The sequence below is a fragment of the Bacillus sp. GS3m_15504 genome (genome assembly GCF_055825275.1).
In genome coordinates this window covers 2,500,146-2,518,500 of record NZ_JBVVNL010000001.1, presented here as the reverse complement: position 1 = coordinate 2,518,500, position 18,355 = coordinate 2,500,146, and the positions used below count along the sequence as shown (strand labels likewise).

General features: G+C 35.0%; 14 protein-coding genes, 1 riboswitch and 1 other annotated feature (1 of these 16 running past the window's edge). Of the genes, 10 read left to right on the top strand and 4 right to left on the bottom strand.

Translation table 11 applies throughout. The features are described from left to right. The first annotated feature begins 14 nt into the window (after positions 1-14). From dhbF to AC0L0O_RS13265, 5 genes are read left to right on the top strand one after another with little or no spacing between them, the layout of a single operon-like run. The gene (gene dhbF / locus AC0L0O_RS13285; RefSeq protein ID WP_473785812.1) at positions 15-7,172 is read left to right on the top strand and encodes a non-ribosomal peptide synthetase DhbF; all 7,158 of its coding nucleotides are present in this window, start codon (positions 15-17) and stop codon (positions 7,170-7,172) included. Further along, the gene (locus AC0L0O_RS13280) at positions 7,169-7,393 is read left to right on the top strand and encodes an MbtH family protein (RefSeq protein WP_000184067.1); all 225 of its coding nucleotides are present in this window, start codon (positions 7,169-7,171) and stop codon (positions 7,391-7,393) included. The genes dhbF and AC0L0O_RS13280 overlap by 4 nt, the downstream gene beginning before the upstream one ends. Next, complete coding sequence (locus AC0L0O_RS13275; protein ID WP_000644775.1) at positions 7,393-8,835, top strand: MDR family MFS transporter; 1,443 nt, start codon at positions 7,393-7,395, stop codon at positions 8,833-8,835. Before AC0L0O_RS13280 ends, AC0L0O_RS13275 begins: the two co-directional genes overlap by 1 nt. 33 nt (positions 8,836-8,868) lie before the next feature. Then, on the top strand, positions 8,869-9,618 hold the full coding sequence (gene sfp / locus AC0L0O_RS13270) for a 4'-phosphopantetheinyl transferase Sfp (protein WP_000573024.1): 750 nt from the start codon (positions 8,869-8,871) through the stop codon (positions 9,616-9,618). Between the two features lie 35 nt (positions 9,619-9,653). Further along, a complete protein-coding gene (locus tag AC0L0O_RS13265; protein ID WP_000959134.1) occupies positions 9,654-10,196 on the top strand; it encodes a hypothetical protein in 543 nt (180 codons plus the stop codon). A gap of 37 nt (positions 10,197-10,233) precedes the next feature. Here the strand turns inward: AC0L0O_RS13265 and AC0L0O_RS13260 are convergent, their stop codons facing one another. Beyond that, positions 10,234-10,506 carry an HU family DNA-binding protein gene (locus tag AC0L0O_RS13260; RefSeq protein ID WP_001043907.1) on the bottom strand — a complete coding sequence of 91 codons (273 nt, stop codon included), beginning with the start codon at positions 10,504-10,506 and terminating at the stop codon, positions 10,234-10,236. 204 nt (positions 10,507-10,710) lie between these two features. On the opposite strand from AC0L0O_RS13260, the gene AC0L0O_RS13255 reads away from it, so the two are divergent. Together AC0L0O_RS13255 and AC0L0O_RS13250 are read left to right on the top strand one after the other, a co-directional pair. After that, positions 10,711-11,478, top strand: a complete 768-nt coding sequence (locus AC0L0O_RS13255) for a DUF3891 family protein (protein WP_000577271.1) — start codon at positions 10,711-10,713, stop codon at positions 11,476-11,478. Between the two features lie 14 nt (positions 11,479-11,492). Continuing rightward, a complete protein-coding gene (locus AC0L0O_RS13250; protein WP_000666434.1) occupies positions 11,493-12,017 on the top strand; it encodes a DinB family protein in 525 nt (174 codons plus the stop codon). 88 nt (positions 12,018-12,105) lie between these two features. Here AC0L0O_RS13250 and AC0L0O_RS13245 read toward each other — a convergent pair whose 3' ends face one another. The 3 genes from AC0L0O_RS13245 to AC0L0O_RS13235 all read right to left on the bottom strand — a co-directional run bounded on the left by AC0L0O_RS13245 (position 12,106) and on the right by AC0L0O_RS13235 (position 15,913). Next, a complete protein-coding gene (locus tag AC0L0O_RS13245; protein WP_000790944.1) occupies positions 12,106-13,299 on the bottom strand; it encodes a S8 family peptidase in 1,194 nt (397 codons plus the stop codon). 226 nt (positions 13,300-13,525) lie between these two features. Continuing rightward, positions 13,526-14,893 (bottom strand): alanine/glycine:cation symporter family protein, encoded by a 1,368-nt coding sequence (locus AC0L0O_RS13240; protein WP_000451021.1) that lies wholly within the window; start codon positions 14,891-14,893, stop codon positions 13,526-13,528. Positions 14,894-15,000: 107 nt separating this feature from the next. Beyond that, positions 15,001-15,120: riboswitch (glycine riboswitch) on the bottom strand. 217 nt (positions 15,121-15,337) lie between these two features. Beyond that, positions 15,338-15,913, bottom strand: a complete 576-nt coding sequence (locus AC0L0O_RS13235) for a hypothetical protein (protein WP_001170882.1) — start codon at positions 15,911-15,913, stop codon at positions 15,338-15,340. A gap of 132 nt (positions 15,914-16,045) precedes the next feature. On the opposite strand from AC0L0O_RS13235, the gene AC0L0O_RS13230 reads away from it, so the two are divergent. The 3 genes from AC0L0O_RS13230 (at position 16,046) to rluF (ending at position 18,127) form a co-directional block, all read left to right on the top strand. After that, a complete protein-coding gene (locus AC0L0O_RS13230; RefSeq protein ID WP_473785811.1) occupies positions 16,046-16,408 on the top strand; it encodes a hypothetical protein in 363 nt (120 codons plus the stop codon). Positions 16,409-16,613: 205 nt separating this feature from the next. Next, entirely contained in the window at positions 16,614-17,234 is a 621-nt protein-coding gene (locus AC0L0O_RS13225) for a YdbC family protein (RefSeq protein ID WP_075395650.1), read from the top strand. 185 nt (positions 17,235-17,419) lie between these two features. Continuing rightward, positions 17,420-18,127 carry a 23S rRNA pseudouridine(2604) synthase RluF gene (gene rluF, locus AC0L0O_RS13220; RefSeq protein ID WP_473785810.1) on the top strand — a complete coding sequence of 236 codons (708 nt, stop codon included), beginning with the start codon at positions 17,420-17,422 and terminating at the stop codon, positions 18,125-18,127. 125 nt (positions 18,128-18,252) lie between these two features. After that, positions 18,253-18,355, top strand: a binding site (T-box leader) (it continues 121 nt past the right edge of the window).

The window sequence follows — 18,355 nt, the reverse complement described above, 5'->3', positions numbered from 1 at the left end:
AGGGGTAGTAAAGAATGCCTAATAGTCAAAAGGTTCGTCATTCGTTATCATCTGCGCAGTCTGGTATGTGGTTTGCGCAACAATTAGATCCGCTTAATCCGATTTATAATACTGGGGAATATGTAGAAATAAACGGAAATATTAATCAAGAAATTTTTGAATTAGCAGTACGTAAAGTTGTAATGGAAGCAGAGGCACTTCATGTTCGTTTCGAAGAAGATGAAATTGGTCCATGGCAAGTTATTGAGGAATTACAGTTTCATATGCATTTTATTGATGTTCGTAAAGAAGAAAATCCTGAAGAGGCTGCTAAAGTATGGATGAAAAATGATTTATCTATGCCAGTTGATTTGAAAAAAGATACATTATTTACTGAAGTACTTATTCAAGTTGAAAATAATCGTTTCTTTTGGTATCAGCGCATCCATCACATTGTGATGGATGGCTATGGATTTTCACTTCTTAGCCAAAAGGTAGCGAAAGAGTATACATCATTAATAGAAGAAACAAATAAGAATGAAAAGCCATTTGGCTCTCTTGCAAAAATTGTACAAGAAGATATGGAGTATCGTGAGTCTAAACAATTCCAGGAAGATCGTGCTTTTTGGTTAGAAAAGTATGGAGATGAACCAGAAGTTGTAAGTTTGGCAGAACGAGCACCGAGAACATCAAATGGATTTTTACGTGAAACAGCGTATTTATCTAGTTCTAGTACGAAAACTTTACTAGAAGATATCAATGTTTCGTTAGCAAGTTGGCCGGAATTTATTATAGCTGTAACCAGTATTTATATGCATAAGTTAACAGGAGCAAATGATATTGTTTTAGGTTTACCGATGATGGGGCGTCTAGGTTCTGCATCTATTCATACACCGAGTATGGTAATGAATTTAGTACCACTTCGTCTCACTGTTACTCCAAATATAACACTTGCGGAATTATTACAGCAGGTTTCTAAAGAAATCCAAGACGTACGCCGTCATCATAAATACCGCCATGAGGAATTAAGAAGAGACTTAAAGTTATTAGGTGAAAATCAAAGGTTATTTGGACCGTTAGTGAATGTTATGCCTTTTGATTACGGGCTTAACTTTGCTGGAAATCGTGGTATTACACATAATTTATCAGCAGGACCTGTTGATGATTTATCAATAAATGTATACAAACGTTTTGATCAAAATGAGTTAATGATTCATTTTGATGCGAACCCAGAAGTATATAATGGCGCGGAGCTAGCATTGCATAAAGAAAGATTTATGAATGTATTAGAATTAGTGATAAATGATTATGAAAAAGATGCGTCGATTGGAAGCATAAACATTACTCTTCCTGAAGAAAATCAAAAAGTTTTATTCGAATGGAATGAAACTAAAGAAGCTGAAGAGTTAATTTCTCTACCTATATTATTTGAAAAACAAGTACAAAAAAATCCAAATAAAATAGCAGTTACTTGTAACGGAATAAAACTTACGTATAAAGAGTTAAATGAACGAGCGAATGAACTAGCACACTATTTAGTAGAAGAAGGAATAGGGCCAAATCAGTTTGTAGCTTTAGTATTTCCAAGATCAACGGAAATGGTAGTTAGTATGCTAGCAGTTTTAAAGGCTGGTGCAGCGTATTTACCGATAGATCCTGAATATCCAGCTGAGCGAATCAATTATATTGTAAATGATGCAAAACCAGTGTGTATCATCACACATTCATCTGTATCATCTATTTTAGTCATAGAAGATGATATAAAAGAAATCGAATTAGATAGTGAAGAAATGACAATAGCGTTAAACACATATTCTTATATGAATATACCATTAAAAAATGATGAATCACTTTTAAACCCAGCTTATACAATTTACACTTCAGGCTCAACCGGCAATCCAAAAGGTGTAATTGTTCCTATGAAAGCTTTAAGTAATTTTTTATTGGCTATGGACGATATATTTTCACTAAATGAAAACGATCATTTATTAGCAGTTACTACATTTGCGTTTGATATTTCAGCTCTCGAAATTTATTTACCTCTTATTAGTGGGGCAAGTTTAACAATCGCACAAAAAGAAGTAATTCAAGAACCTTCTGCGTTAACGGCATTGTTACAAGAAGAAAGAGTGACAATTATGCAAGCTACACCGACGCTTTGGCAGGCGTTAGTAACGGAATATCCAGAGAAGCTACAAGGACTAAATGTACTCGTAGGTGGTGAAGCACTTCCAGCCCATTTAGCAAAAACATTAAAAGAATTAGGTTGTACTATTACAAACTTATATGGACCAACTGAAACGACGATTTGGTCTACTGTCATGAACATCGATGAAAGAGAAAGTGGTATGCCTCCTATCGGGAAACCGATTTGGAGTACAGCTGTATATGTATTAGACGCAGGATTACAACCAGTACCACCTGGAGTAATTGGTGAATTGTATATTGCGGGGGGAGGGCTTGCGAACGGATATTTAGGAAAACCAGAGTTAACGGCTGAACGGTTTGTTGCAAATCCTTATGGAAAACCAGGGCAACGCATGTACCGTACAGGCGATCTAGTAAAATGGCGCAAAGATGGCGTTCTAGAGTACATGAGCCGCGCAGATCATCAAATTAAAATTCGTGGTTTCCGAATTGAACTAGCTGAAATTGAAATGGTAGTACAACGACATGAAAATATTAAGCAAGCAGTGGTTATGGTACGAGAAGACCGTCCAAATGATAAACGAATCATTGCGTATATCGTTGCCGAAGAGAAGGAAACGATTCATCTTGCAGAAATTCGTTCTTATGTTTCAGAAAGTTTAGCGAATTATATGGTGCCAGCAGCATTTGTATTGCTAGAAGAATTACCATTAACGCCAAATGGAAAGGTTGATAGAAAGAAATTACCTGCTCCAGATTATAATGGAATGAACAATGAGAGAGTTGCTAGAAATCCGAAAGAAGAAATATTATGTGATTTATTTGCAGAAGTACTTGGTGTTTCTCGCATTAGCATTGATGATAATTTCTTCGAAATGGGAGGACATTCGCTTCTTGCATCTCGTTTAATGGCAAGAATTCGTGAAACGTTAAGTGTCGAACTAGGAATTGGGAAACTATTTGAATCGCCAACTGTTGCTGAATTAGCGAAACAATTGGATCAAGCAAAAAATGCACGACCAGCAATTAAGAAAGTAAGTAGACCAAATGAAGTTCCACTTTCATTTGCGCAGCGTAGATTATGGTTCTTAAATTGTTTAGAAGGGCCAAGTCCTACTTATAATATTCCGTTAGTTATTCGTTTGTCTGGAAAGTTGAACGAGGAAGCATTACAAGGTGCCATTCATGATGTAGTTGAGAAACATGAAACACTTAGAACAATTTTCCCTAACGTATTAGGTAGTTCTTATCAGAAAATTTTAGATATGGAAAATTTAAATCTAGAAATAATTAAAACAAAAACATGTAAAGATGAATTAGAAAATGTGCTTACAGAGGCGGTAAGATATAGCTTTAACCTCGATGTTGAACCAGCAGTTCGTGTGCAACTTTTTACAATGAGTGAAAACGAACATGTAATACTCATTTTATTACACCATATTGTAGGGGATGGCTGGTCATTACAACCGTTAACGAGAGATCTTACAGCGGCGTATAAAGCACGATGTCAAGGGAACAGAGTAAAGCTGGAGACACTTCCGGTTCAATACGCAGATTATGCACTTTGGCAACAACAATTGTTAGGAGATGAAACTACACAAGAGAGTCTCATTTCAACACAATTAGATTTTTGGAAGAAAGAATTACAAGATTTACCAGATCAATTGGAGTTACCTACAGATTATCAGCGTCCAATGGAAACGAGTTACCAGGGAGAAACAATTCATTTTCATATAGATGCAAGTATGCATAGTAGGTTAGTAGAGCTTGCACGGAAAAATGGAGTTAGTTTGTTTATGGTATTGCAAGCAGGACTTAGTGCGCTATTTACAAGATTAGGTGCGGGTACGGATATACCAATCGGTAGTCCGATTGCTGGAAGAAACGATGATGCTCTCTCTGACATAGTCGGTTTATTTGTAAATACATTAGTGTTACGTACAAATACATCAGGAGATCCAAGCTTTAAAGAATTATTAAATAGAGTGAAGCAATCAAATCTTACAGCTTACGAAAATCAAGATGTACCATTTGAACGACTCGTTGAAGTGTTAAATCCAGTACGTACTCGAAATAGTCATCCGCTGTTTCAAGTTATGTTTGCTTTCCAAAATACGCCAGAAGCAACCTTTGATGCTCCGGGTATAGAAGCGAGCCTTGAAATTCAAAGCGTTGGCTCTGCGAAATTTGATTTAACATTTGAAATTAGCGAGAGTAACGGAGTTGATGGTACTCCAAACGGCTTACACGGATTGTTAGAGTTTAGTACTGATTTATATAAACGTGAAACGGTGCAAAAATTAATAGAACGATACATTTTATTATTAGATGATGCAGCGGAGAATCCTGATCAATTAATTGGTAGATTAGAAATATTAACGTTAGCAGAGAAAAATACAGTGTTAGAAAAGTGGAATGGTGGTTTTCAAATCGCACCAGAAATGACATTATCACAATTATTTGAAAAACAAGCTCATATAAAACCAAATGCTATTGCTGTCGTCTTTGAAGATGAAAAGTTAACTTATGAAAAATTGAATAAAAAATCGAATAAATTAGCTCGTTTGCTAATAGCGAAAGGAATTGGTCCTAATCAACTTGTTGCTTTAGCAATGCCGAGATCTTTAAATATGGTTGTGAGCTTACTAGCTGTTCTGAAATCTGGTGCCGGATATTTGCCATTAGATCCAGATTACCCGTCAGATCGTATTTCATTTATGCTCCACGATGCGAAACCATCATGTGTTTTAACAAATTCGGATGTGGAAATTGAATGTGGTGAGCAATTGAAAATTTTAGTTGATGATGTGAAGGTAATAGAAGAAATTGAGAAATATAGTGAAGACAATATAGATGAAATGGAGCGTATGAAGCCGTTAACTCCTTCACATATTGCTTACGTTATTTATACGTCAGGTTCAACAGGTAGACCGAAAGGCGTTATGATACCTCATCAAAACGTAGTAAGACTTTTAGGAGCAACTGATCATTGGTTCCAATTTGACGCAGACGATGTGTGGACGATGTTCCATTCATACGCTTTTGATTTCTCGGTTTGGGAAATTTGGGGACCTTTATTATATGGAGGGCGTCTAATCGTAGTACCACATAGTGTAAGTCGTTCGCCGAAAGAATTTTTACAGCTTCTTGTTAAAGAGAAGGTAACCGTTTTAAACCAAACTCCATCAGCTTTCTATCAATTGATGCAAGCAGATCGTGAAAATGAAGAGATTGGTCAACAATTATCTTTACGATATGTCGTTTTTGGAGGAGAAGCACTTGAGCTAAGTCGATTAGAAGGTTGGTATAGCCGACATCCTCATAATGCACCGAAGCTTATTAATATGTACGGTATTACTGAGACGACAGTACATGTTAGTTATATTGAGCTAGATGAGAGTATCGTTTCTTTACGAGCAAATAGTTTAATTGGGTGCAGTATACCTGACCTTAAAGTATACGTATTAGATAACTATTTACAACCAGTGCCACCTGGAGTAGTTGGAGAAATGTATGTTGCAGGTGCAGGGCTTGCTCGTGGATATTTAGGAAGAGCAGGCTTAACTGCTGAACGATTTATCGCAGATCCATTTGGCAAGCCAGGTACAAGAATGTATCGCACAGGAGACTTAGCTCATTGGCGTCATGATGGGACGTTAGATTATATAGGACGTGCAGATCACCAAATAAAAATTCGCGGATTCCGAATTGAATTAGGGGAAATAGAAGCGGTCATAATGAAACACCCTAAAATTGAGCAAGTAGCCGTTATTGTACGGGAAGATCAACCAGGGGATAAACGGTTAGTTTCTTATATCATCGCATCAAATAATGAAATGATTGATACGAATGAAATGCGCCAATTTGCTGGTGGTAGTTTACCAGATTACATGGTTCCATACGCTTTTGTAGTAGTAAATGAGTTGCCTTTAACTCCAAACGGTAAATTAGATAGAAAGGCATTGCCAGCTCCAGAATTTATCGCATCAGCCTCTAGTCGTGGACCAAGAACACCGCAAGAAGAAATGTTATGTGACTTGTTTACAGAAGTTTTAAGTGTGCCGCAAATTGGAATTGATGATGGATTCTTTGATTTAGGTGGCCATTCACTTCTTGCAGTGCAGCTTATGAGCCGCATGAAAGAAGCGCTTGGGGTGGAACTAAATATCGGAACTTTATTTGCAGCACCTACTGTTGCTGGATTAGCTGAAAGACTTGAAATGGGGAATGGTCAAAGTGCACTTGATGTATTGCTTCCATTACGATCAGGTGGAGACCAATTACCACTATTTTGTGTACACCCAGCAGGTGGATTAAGTTGGTGCTATGCAGGACTTATGAAATCTTTAGGAACAGATTATCCAATCTACGGTGTGCAAGCACGTGGTATCGCTAAAAATGAAGAACTTCCAAAAAGTTTAGAGGAGATGGCGGCGGATTATTTAAAACACATTCGTGAAGTACAGCCTCACGGACCATATCGTTTACTCGGTTGGTCGCTCGGAGGAAATGTTGTTCATGCAATGGCAGCGCAACTACAAAATGAAGGGGAAGAAGTGGAATTACTCGTTATGTTAGATTCTTATCCTGGTCACTTCCTACCGAATACGGAAGCGCCTACGGAAGAAGAAGCGTTAATCGCATTATTGGCTCTAGGTGGATATGATCCAGATAACATGGATGGTAAACCACTTACGATGGAAAGTGCGGTTGAAATACTTCGTAAAGATGGAAGTGCATTAGCAAGTCTTGAAGAAGAGACGATTTTGAATTTGAAAGAAACATATGTAAACTCAGTAGGATTGTTAGGGAAATATATACCGAAAGTTTATAACGGAGATATTTTATTCTTTAGATCTACTGTTATACCAGACTGGTTTGATCCTATCTCTCCAAATACGTGGTTAAATTATTTAGACGGGCAAATTGTGCAATACGATATTGATTGTAGACATAAAGATTTATGTCAACCAGGGCCACTTACAGAAATTGGACAAGTATTAGCGAAATATTTGCAGAATAAGAAAGGGGTAAGTACAGTATGACGAATCCGTTTGAAAATGATAATTACACATATAAAGTATTAAAAAATGAGGAGGGCCAGTATTCTCTCTGGCCTGCCTTTCTTGATGTACCTATTGGTTGGAACGTCGTACATAAAGAGGCTAGTAGGAATGATTGTTTACAATATGTTGAAAATAACTGGGAAGATTTGAATCCAAAAAGTAATCAAGTTGGCAAAAAAATATTAGTAGGAAAACGATAATGAAGGCAAAAATAAATCCAAAAGTAGTTGTGAGCATTGTATATATAACAGCGATGTTTATGGCTGCTATGGATGCAACAATTGTAAATGTAGCACTACAAACGATAAGTAAAGAACTACAAGTTCCACCATCTGCGATGGGGACAGTTAATGTTGGGTATTTAGTTAGCTTAGCTGTCTTCCTTCCGATTTCTGGTTGGCTAGGAGATCGATTCGGTACGAAAAGGATATTTCTAACTGCTCTTTTCGTTTTTACAACCGCATCTGCGTTATGTGGGATAGCAAACGATATTACTTCATTGAATATTTTTCGTATTATTCAAGGTGCTGGTGGGGGGCTTTTAACACCAGTTGGGATGGCGATGTTATTCCGAACATTTTCACCAGAGGAAAGGCCGAAAATTTCTCGGTTTATTGTGTTGCCAATTGCTGTCGCACCGGCAGTAGGACCAATTATTGGGGGCTTTTTTGTAGATCAAATGTCTTGGCGCTGGGCATTTTATATTAATTTACCATTTGGAATTATGGCGTTACTATTCGGTCTGCTATTTTTAAAAGAGCATATTGAAAAATCAGCTGGTCGCTTTGATTCTCTCGGTTTTATTCTATCAGCACCAGGATTTGCGATGATAATCTATGCGCTTAGTCAAGGACCATCAAGAGGCTGGATTTCTACAGAGATTATAAGTACTGGAATAGCTGGGACTGTATTTATTACATTGTTTATTCTTGTAGAACTTAAAGTAAAGCAACCGATGTTAGATTTACGCTTATTAAAAGAACCAGTCTTTAGAAAAATGAGTCTTATTTCATTATTTTCATCAGCTGGTTTACTAGGAATGTTATTTGTTTTTCCTCTTATGTATCAAAATGTAATAGGAGTTTCCGCGTTAGAATCAGGTCTAACGACATTTCCGGAGGCGATTGGTTTAATGATTTCTTCACAAATCGTACCATGGTCATATAAGAAATTAGGAGCTCGTAAGGTAATTTCTATTGGATTAATTTGTACGGTGATTATCTTTGTTTTATTAAGTTTTGTAAATCACGATACAAACCCTTGGCAAATACGGGCATTATTGTTTGGCATAGGTATTTTCTTAGGCCAGTCAGTTGGAGCAGTTCAATTTTCTGCATTTAACAATATAACGCCGCCTTCTATGGGGAGAGCAACCACTATATTTAATGTGCAAAATCGATTAGGTTCAGCGATAGGAGTTGCTGTTTTAGCTAGTATACTAGCCGGTTTTGGAAATAACAGTGTACAACATAATGCGCATTCAGATTTCTTTCCATATCAAGCGGCATTAATTGGATCAGCAATATTTTTACTCGTAGCATTACTATTTTCTTTACGTCTTTCTGATAAAGAGGTAATGTCAAAGAAGAAAGAAAAAATGTTATCCGTATCAAAAAAACAGAAAGCACTTGTCAATGAATAACAATTGATATTCGTTATATAAAGGAGAGTTTACATGATAGAAAGTAAAGTTGTAGATTCTATACCAACTTTGAATGAGAATGATTGTCAAATATGGTGGGGAAGAATTTCAGATTTACAATCATGGCATTATAATTTACTAAATGATGTTGAACGAGAGAAAGCAAATTCATATCATCATTCGGCAGATCGTGCCCGTTTTATAATCGGTTGCGTAATTAGTAGATTAGTTCTTGGAAAGATACTTTCTATGTCGCCAGTTCAAGTTCCGATTGATCGAATGTGCCCAGTATGTAAGTTACAACATGGTAGACCACAATTACCAGAAGGCATGCCGCAGTTATCCGTTTCACATTCGGGTGAGTGGGTTGTTGTTGCATTTACAAAGTTTGCACCTGTAGGCGTTGATGTTGAACAAATGAATCCGAATGTGGATGTTATGAAAATGGCAGAAGGCGTATTAACAGACATTGAAAAAGCGCAAGTTATGAAATTACCTAATGAACAGAAAATAGAAGGTTTTTTAACATATTGGACTAGAAAAGAAGCAGTGCTAAAAGCGACTGGTGAAGGACTAATGATTTCACCAGTGGATATTACTATATCAGCTCCAAATGATTCTCCAAACTTATTGGTTTTTAAGGATAGACAAGAGTTAGTAGAAAATACAGTGATGAGAGATTTAAGGCCAAGTGTAGATTATATGGCTTCCATTGCAATAAGTAGTAAAGAAGTCACCGAAATTACACAGTTGGACGCAGTAGCGCTTTTAACTTATAAATAAGTTAAATAAAATATTTTATAGAAGAGGTGTTCCTCATGTTAGTAGCGGAAAATAGAACAAATGAATTCACATATAATGTACAAGCAATTAAAAATATTTTATTTTCTGGAGATACATCATCTATTCATGCTTTAGAAAAGCTTTTGAATGATACAGTTCAATTTGATGTTCTAGAACAAGAGGTGCTTGATAGACAGTACATCCCGAAAGAAGCGAAGAACTTCTTTGATAAAAACGGAACATTTCTTTATCGTGTATCTCATGTTAGCTATAAAGGAAAAGTGTTATCTGAAAATCTAATTTTTGCAGACACTTCGTTTTTACCAAATACAATTAAGAGTGAATTAGAGAGTGGAAACATTCCAGTTGAAAAACTTATAGAGAAAATGGAAGTAAGAAGAAATGTATTATACGAAGGGTATCAGCCCTCTGGAAATATTATTGAATTATTTGATGGATGCTCTGTTTCGGCGAATGTGTATCCAACTAGAAAATATCAAATTGTAAGTAACTGCAAATGTATATTTTATATTTGCGAGGTGTATCATGCTGAGAATATAAAAGAATTACTTAAATAAAACAAGAAACCAGCCTATAAAATGGCTGGTTTCTTGTTTATTTCACAGCTTCTTTTAACTCTTTACCTGCTTTAAATGCAGGAACTTTACCAGCAGCGATTTGAATTTCTTCGCCAGTTTGTGGATTACGTCCTGTACGAGCAGATCTTTCACGCACTTCAAAAGTTCCAAAGCCGATTAATTGAACTTTATCGCCAGATTGTAATGCAGTAGCAATTGTGTCAAATACAGATTGTACAGCTGCAGAAGCATCCTTTTGAGAAATATCAGCTGATTGTGCGACATTTTTAATCAATTCTGTTTTGTTCATGTTTTCACCTCATAAAAAATTTTTTGGAATGAAAGATTTAGTATAATGGATAGTAAAGATAAAGCTATTTATATTGTTAGAAAGAATGCTATATAGTTATGTTAATTTCGTTGCAAGAAACTGAATCCCTGCTAATATTTAGGGATTAATTAAGAATTGATGCATAGAAAACGCTATAATATGAGGATGAGGGGGAGTATACAGATGATTTTTCGTGAAAAGGATGAGAAAGAAAGTATATTAATTCGTCAACATGATCATGGTTTTTTAGCTGGAGAGATTGCGAAGCATATAAAAGAAGGTTTTTTTGAAGATGAAACATATTTAAAAGAGACAATTGATGCAATATATGAGCATGATAGAGGATGGATAGAACTTGATAAAGTACCAATTTTAAATGATGCTAAAAATATTCCATATACTTTTATGGATTGTCCAAGTTCATTACGTTTTGTCTTTTATACGATTGGTTTGAATGAAATTGAAGATGCCAATCCATACGGAGCATTACTTTGTAGTAAGCATTTTTTATCATTTCCATTAAATGAGGAAGATGAAGAAATGATGTCATTTTATACAGGGGAATTGGAACGACAAAAAAGAATATTGACAACGCTAACAAAAGAACAATTTGCGATGTTCGATAAACATTATAGATTATTAAAGTTTTGCGATGAACTTTCTTTATATGTCTGTATGAATAAACCGGGTGTAGAAAAGGAAGATGAAATTGATTTGTTTAAAGATGGTTTTGAAGGAACAGAAATGTTTAATAGTAAGGAGGAGAAACCTATTCAAGCGGAATGGATAGATGAGGAAACAATTCGTATTACCCCGTTTCCATTTCAAATGGAATTTCATACGCATGTAAAATATAAAACTATAGATAAACGTGAAATTGAAGAAAAAGGAATTGTAAAGGCTGATAGAGAATCAGAAATGAAGAGACAAACTATTCATTTTATACAATAAGGAGGTGATTTCGATTGAAAGAGTACATGTTAAAACAGGTGGATTACCATGCTTGGGCTAATATACGATTATTCGATCGAATAAAAGAATTACCAAACTATGAGGCGATTTTTACTGAACAGATACAGAGCGTATTCCCATCAATCAAGGATACTTTTGCGCATATTTATATTACAGATCAAGTGTGGTTACACATATTGCATGGTAAAAGTATGAATGAAGCAATACAAGACCGAGAAAATTTACGAAAACAAATCGAAACTAAATCGTTATATGAATTAGAAAAATTATTTGGAAACATGGCAAATCAATATAAAGACTTTTTAAGTACGATACAAGACGTGAATGCTGTATTTGTTATTGAGAACCCATATGCAGGGGCATTAGAAACTTCAATTTTAGAGTTAGTACAACATGTCGTAAATCATGGTACATATCATAGAGGAAATATAACAGCAATGATTCGTCAACTTGGTCATTCGTCGACAATGATGGATTTTGTACTGTATTTACATATGGTTAAAAAGCAGGGAGAGTAATATAGTTTGTAAGAAGGAGAGACTTTCATTGTAAAAGTCTCTCCTTCTATTTTATCCTGCATGAATGGTAGATCGACAGATTAAAGTTTTAAGACGCTTTATTTTCTTGTAATTGCTTAGCGTATTGTACCGCTTTATATGCATTGACTCTACCGTTTTTCCAGTACGTACCTGTACCACTAATTTTATCAGAAGTTGACTCAATAATTTGGCGGATTTGTGTATTGCTATATCCTTGATTTGCTAAAAGAGCAGCGACTCCTGCAACGTGGGGTGTTGCCATAGATGTACCACTTAATGATTGATACGTGCTTCCTTTATATGTGGAATATATATTTGAACCTGGTGCTGCAACATCTACCCAGCTACCATAAGTAGAAAATGAAGATTTTCTATCTGATTGATCTGTAGAAGCAACTGCAATTACTTCGCTGTAATAAGCAGGGTAATTAGCTTTTGTATTTCCAGCATTTCCAGCAGCCGCAACAATAACAGAGCCTTTATTCCATGCATATTGAACAGCTTGTTGTAATGCAGTCCCACCATTTGGAGCTCCTAAACTTAAACTAATTACTTTTGCACCTGAATCAGCAGCTTCTCGAATACCTTGCGCTACAGCATCAAGAGTCCCACTTCCTTGATTATCTAATACGCGGACAGCATAAATTGAAGTGTGTGGGGCAACACCAGCAATTCCGACGCTGTTATTCGTAAGTGCTCCAGTAATTCCAGCACAATGTGTACCATGACCATTACCGTCATCAGAAACATTGTCGTTATCAACATAATCATGCCCGTAAATTACTTTCGAAGATAAATCAGGGTGTGAACCTTGTACTCCTGTATCAATAATAGCTACTTTTACACTAGAGTCACTTCGTTGACTATCCCAAGCTAGTGGAGCTTGAATTTTTTGTAATCCATATTGATTTTTATAATATGGATCGTTCGGAGTCCAAAAGGAGTGAACGTAGTAATTCGGCTCTGCATATTCCACATCTGGATTGTTTTTATAGCTTTTTATCTTTTCTTTTACAGTACCTTTCGAAAATTGAACGACTTCAAAACCTAACTTATCATCTTTAGATAAAACAGTAGCACCAACAGACTTATGAAAAGATTGCACATTACTTAAAGATGCATTTTGTTTGAACTTAACGATCAATTGGTTAGGAACGTAATCAGTAGATGATGTTTCAGCACTTGAAGTATTTGTGTTAAAGAAGAAACCACCAATAATAAATGATAAAACAGATAGGAAAACAATGATTTTGTTTTTCAAAAGATTTTTCCTCCCTTTTCTTGGATAAGTTTTTCAGCGACGCTTTAATGTCGCATTCCTTTTCAACTATATAGTTAGACCATACGATTTATGTCATTTATGTGAAAAACTTTTAGTGGAATAAAAAAGGGAAAGATTGATATAAATATATTTTTGATGGTATTTACTGAGTAAGAAAACGAAAAAAAGGAATGCTCATTATGTATGAGTCATTCCTTTTTTTAGATTAACTTGCCTGTTTTTTATTATTTTCTTTCAATTTCTCTGCTTGTAAAAAGCGATTCGTTTCAGCAACAACAATACCACTTAACCCAATAAGACCAATTAAGTTTGGAATCGCCATAAGTCCATTTGCAATATCCGCAAATGTCCATACGATACCTAGTTTTAAATTCGCACCAATAGCAATCATTACTATAAAGATTGCTTTATAATAACGAACAGCACCTTCTCCAAATAAATAAGCTACACACTTTTCTCCATAATACGACCACCCTAAAATAGTAGAGTAGGCGAATAAAATAATTGCGATACCGAGAATCATACTACCTGCAGTACCGAATACAGATTGGAACGCAAGTGTTGTAGCTTCAACGCCAGTTTTACCAGATTTCCATGCGCCTGTAGTAATTAATACAAGTCCTGTAATTGTACATACAATAAAAGTATCTAGAAAAGTACCAGTCATTGAAACTAAAGCTTGCTTTGCAGGTGAATCAGTTTTTGCAGCCGCCGCGGCAATAGGTGCACTCCCTAAACCAGCTTCGTTCGCAAATACGCCGCGCGCCATTCCGATTTGAATAGCAGATGCAACTGTTGAACCGATAAAACCACCAGCCGCTGCAGTACCGTTAAATGCACCAGAAAAAATAAGTGAAAATGCTTCTGGAATTTGATCGTAGTGATAGAAAATAATAATAAGACCAGCAATGATATAAAAGAAAGCTTTAATAGGAACGACATACCCTGTCACTTTCCCGATTTTTTTTACACCGCCTAAAATAACGATAGCGATTAAAAATGACATTACTATACCAGTTAAAGCAGGGGGGAAAGAGAAATTAATTCGCATTGCCTCTGCAACTGAATTAGACTGCACCATATTACCGATACCGAAAGAAGCAGTTGTACCGAATATAGCGAATAAAACTGCAAGCCATTTCTTACCTAAACCACGTTCTAAATAGTACATTGGTCCACCTGAATATTCACCATTTTCATTACTGACACGGTATTTCACTGCAAGAATTGCTTCGGCATATTTTGTTGCCATACCAAACAAAGCAGTAATCCACATCCAAAAGATTGCACCAGGTCCACCGATCGTCACAGCAGTTGCAACACCAGCTATATTTCCCATACCAATCGTTGCCGCCATAGCTGTCATAAGCGCTTGGAAGTGGCTAATATCTCCAGAGGAAGATGTATCTTCTGATTTTTTAAAAGCTAGTTTGTGAGCGTATAATAGTTTACTAAACTGTAAACCTTTTAAACGCACTGTGAGAATAATACCAGTACCAACGAGTAACAATAACGTTGGTAATCCCCACACATAGTGATTGATTTGTTCTAATACTTTACTTACTGTCTCCATCTTTATTCTCCTTTTTTAGAAAAAATAAAAACCACTTCAAGTAAATGAAATGGTCTCTGGAGAAACAAGGGATAGAAAAATAAACCGATACAAATCGGCATTTTCTTTCGCTTGTCTCTGTCCTTTTACCTGAGAGATTATCCGCTATAGTAGCGGATTTGCTCCTTCGGTGCTCGTTTTCCTCTACGCTATTTAAAGCGAGAGGGAGTCTCTCCAGAGATTCGTCCCCATGCAGTTCTACTTGTAAACAAGACCTGAGAGTTTCAAAGTCGGTTAACAACTTTTTGCCCCGTCGGTAGATCAATAGACCTTCTCCTGAATGGTTCATCCGAATTATAAAATTAATAACCTATACGAATTGAATGTGTATAGAATCAATAAAAACATTATAGATATACAATTAGTGAAATGCAATCATTTTTTATTTTAAAATAGTAAAGAATTCTATTTTTTCGAAAGTCCTAATTTCTCTTCAACTTCAGTTAAAGTAGATAAAGCGATGACAATATGTTGATCTGCAAGCCCTAAAGCATGTTTAGTATTTTCAATTGTTGCACTGTTTAGAGTAGAGTTAGTGGCCCCGTCTATAATTAAATCTGCTGCGTTTTTCATAAATTTAGAAGCAGCCTTAAATTCAGTTGTGAAATAAACTAGTTGCTCTTGTATTTGTACGTCCGATATATTTTCTTTAATTTTCAATGTGTCTATTTCATTCATAATGTTTTCATATTGTTTGGAAACAGCATTCATTGTAACTAATAGTTTATCTCTGGCTACTGAATCACCGTTCGTGTTAATTTCTTCCCAAGCAGGCAACCAATCTTTTTCGATGATGTCATTATAATTAGTAGTCAATTCATTAATTTTAGGTTGCAATTTAGATTTGAAAGTTGTTGTATCCGCTGTTTCTACAGTTGCTTTTTCGCTGTTATTTTTACCATTAGTAACGTAGAAAATTGTACCGAAAATGATGAAAATAGAAATAACAACTGTCCATTTAGTAAAAAGTAATTTCTGCAATATGTAACGCCTCCAAAATTTAAAAACTTATAATTATAATATATAACAATAATGTTGTTTCATGTAGAGAAAATAGGTTAGAAATGATTTAAATTATATCTTTTCTATACACGAATAATTAAAGTTAGTAAAATGATAAAAGAAATATGTGAGAAAAGAGGAATTTTAGTGAAAATAAATAGAAGAAAACTAGTTTTAAATAGTTCAATGGCTATGCTGTTAATTAGCTTAATTGCACTCATATATTTAGACAAAGAATCTAAAATTGCAGATTTTCCAGTACCAATGTCAGCAATCCATATTAACGATGATAAGGAAGAGGATTATAAATATATAAGTGTAATGCCTATTACAAAGGTAAGTGGATGGGAGAACTTAGGGGAAAACGGGCATACTGTTAGTTTTAAAAAAGGGGAGCGGAAGGTAACTGTATTACATTATCCGGGAGAAATTACGTATTATTTATTTGAGAAAAAGATGAATAATGAAGATTAGCTAAAGGTGTAATTCATTAAGAGGTACATCTTTTTTTGCATTCTGAATTATTTGAAATTAAATTCGATAGATGTTTTGATAGATGTAGTGATAAATATGATTAGTTCTATATGTCTATAAAGAGTAATAGGGTGATTATAAAAATATTATGTGAACTAATTATTGTGAGAAGAAGATAAATTATATGCTAAAGGGGAAATTAAAAATGTTACTAAAAACAATCTATTGTAAAGTAGAAGAAGAGAAAAAAGAGTTATTTTCAATGGCACAAGAAAAATGGCGTGATATACAGCATCTAGATGGATTTCATGGACAATTTGGTGGATGGCATAAAGGTGAGGCATGTGTATTTACTTTATGGGAAGATCGAAGTGCATATCAATCATTTATGAATGGTGCTCACGATACAATTTATTTAAATAGTAATCAAGAGGATACGTTTCTTTCATGTGAAATTGAATTATTTCAAACTTTGTATGATATAACTGATACACTTCTGAAAGACGTTGTTACAGAAGGATCATTCGTAAGAGTTACTATATGTGATGTTAAAGTGGAAAAAGAAAAATATTTTTTACATAAACAAGAAACAATTTGGAATAAAGGAATGGAAAATATAAAAGGGATGCTAGGTGGAGTAGTTGGGAAGTCTTTAAAAAATGAAAACCGTTACATCGTGTTAACTTATTGGAAAGATGAAAAAGCGCATCAACATTATGTAGAAGAAATTTTCCCTGAGTTGTATAAACTAGCTAATATTCATGAAGATATAGAGGATATAAGAGGAAAACAAGCTGTATGTAAGGAAGAATGGCTTGTATATTAAGCGCGGAAAAAGTGCATAAATGAATGTATAATAAAGATATTTTCTTATAAATAAGTAATTAATAGAAGACGTTATATGCCCTTTCATGTTAATATATTTAAGTTATAATAGGAGGCTTACCCTTTTGTATTGTACGGTAGAAGCAGTGTGAGCTTGAAATTTTTTTAGAAAAGGATGTGCCTAATTTGCGTATCAATAAATTTATTAGTGAAGCTGGAAAAGCGTCTCGACGTGGAGCAGATAAACTAATTAATGAGAGAAGAGTAATTATTAACGGCAAGGTTGCAAAAATTGGTGACCAAGTGAATCCAGGTGATGATGTACGCGTAAATGGAGAGCAACTTCGCATTGCTCGAGATCACGTATATATCGCTTTAAATAAACCAGTAGGTATTACATGTACAAGTGAAAAATCGGTAAAAGGTAATATTATCGATCTAGTGAATCATCCATTACGAATTAGTCACATTGGACGTCTTGATAAAGACTCAGACGGTTTAATTTTGTTAACGAATGATGGTGATATCGTTAATGAAATTTTACGTGCTGAAAACAAACATGAGAAAGAATATATCGTTTCAGTAGATAAGCCAATTACACCTGATTTCTTAGAAAAAATGGCAGCTGGTGTGAAAATTTTAGGAACGAAAACACTTCCATGTGAGATCACACAGTTATCAAAATATGAGTTTAAAATTATTTTAACACAAGGATTGAATCGTCAAATTCGCCGTATGTGTGAAGCTTTAGGGTATCAAGTATATACGTTAAAACGTACGAGAATTATGAATATTGAATTGAGTAATTTACCAGTTGGACAGTGGAGAGATTTAACGAAGAAAGAGAAAAGACGTCTATTTTCAGACTTAAATTACGAACCACAAGATTGGTAAAATTGAGAAGAAGAAACCAAAAATCTATTTTTGGTTTCTTTTTTTATTAAATAAAAAATATTTTTTTAACACTTGCAAAAATAAAATGAATAAGATATAGTAAATAACAATTAATGGATGTACTTTTAAAAGCAAAGAAAAGGACACGAGTTATTTTACCCGGTTATACAGAGAAGGAAGGAAAGCTGAGAACTTCCTAACGCAGAAAAATAACTTACCACCTTAGAG